The organism is Rhizobium redzepovicii (assembly GCF_019793435.1).
GTDB classification, from domain to species: Bacteria; Pseudomonadota; Alphaproteobacteria; order Rhizobiales; family Rhizobiaceae; genus Rhizobium; species Rhizobium redzepovicii.
Genome location: NZ_JAILYH010000057.1, coordinates 1 through 1034 on the forward strand (window position 1 = coordinate 1; position 1034 = coordinate 1034).

Annotated in this window: 2 protein-coding genes; both read right to left on the minus strand. The window is 60.3% G+C overall.

All coding sequences use genetic code 11. From position 1 onward, the window contains the following. Positions 1-198, minus strand: a 198-nt coding sequence (locus tag K6N12_RS33530; RefSeq protein ID WP_016737551.1) for a nitrogenase, incomplete at its 3' end; no start/stop codon positions are given. A 107-nt stretch (positions 199-305) separates the two neighbouring features. Beyond that, positions 306-1034 (minus strand): nitrogenase reductase (gene nifH / locus K6N12_RS33535; protein WP_184351595.1); only part of this gene is annotated, 729 nt, incomplete at its 5' end.

Consider the following 1034-nt stretch of genomic DNA (forward strand, 5'->3'; position numbering starts at 1 on the left):
CACGCCCGGAATGGACTTGATGTTCGATTTGACGTCGCATTCGGAAAGGGCCTTCGGCTCATCGCCAGGCTCGTCGCCGCTCGTTGCGACGCTGAGGTGCTTCTTGCGGCGCTTCGCCGCCTTGTCTGGATATTGCGCTAATACTTCCGCAATGAGCTGTTCATGCAAAACGCTGTCATTCTCGTAATCAAGGCTCATGGGCCCCTGCCCCCTTTCAAGGTTCGGGTTAGGTCGTCGTCGCCGAAGCGGCTTTCTTGGAAGGACGCGCTGGCGCAAGGGCCAGCGCGTCCTGTCGACAGCGGCAGTTATTGAGCCGCAACCACCGCTGACTCCTTGGCCTGTAGTTCGGCCAGCATCTGCTCGTCGCTCTTCATGATGCCGAAGTCGAGCAGCATGTCTTCGAGCTCTTCCATGGTAATCGGGGTCGGAATGGTCCCTTGGCCCGAATTGGCATGGATCTTCTCGGCTAGCGCCCGATATTCCCCGGCCTGCTTGGAGTCCGGCGCGTACTGGATCACCGTCATCTTCCTGAGCTCGGCGTGCTGGACGATGTTGTCACGCGGCACAAAGTGGATGAGCTTGGAATTGAGCCTGGCAGCCAGCGCCTCGGAGAGGTCGAGCTCGCGGTCCGTCTGGCGCTCGTTACAGATCAGGCCGCCGAGCCGCACGCCGCCGGAATGGGCATATTTCAGGATGCCCTTGGCGATGTTGTTGGCGGCATAGAGCGCCATCATCTCGCCGGACATCACGATGTAGATCTCCTGGGCCTTGTTCTCACGGATCGGCATCGCAAAGCCACCGCACACCACATCGCCGAGCACGTCATAGGAGACGTAGTCGACATCGTCATATGCACCGTTCTCTTCAAGGAAATTGATCGAGGTGATGACGCCGCGCCCGGCGCAGCCGACGCCCGGTTCCGGACCGCCGGACTCCACGCACTTGATGCCTTTGTAGCCGGCCTTGAGCACGTCCTCGAGCTCAAGGTCTTCCACCGAACCTTCCTGCGCTGCCAGATGCAGAACCGTGTCCTG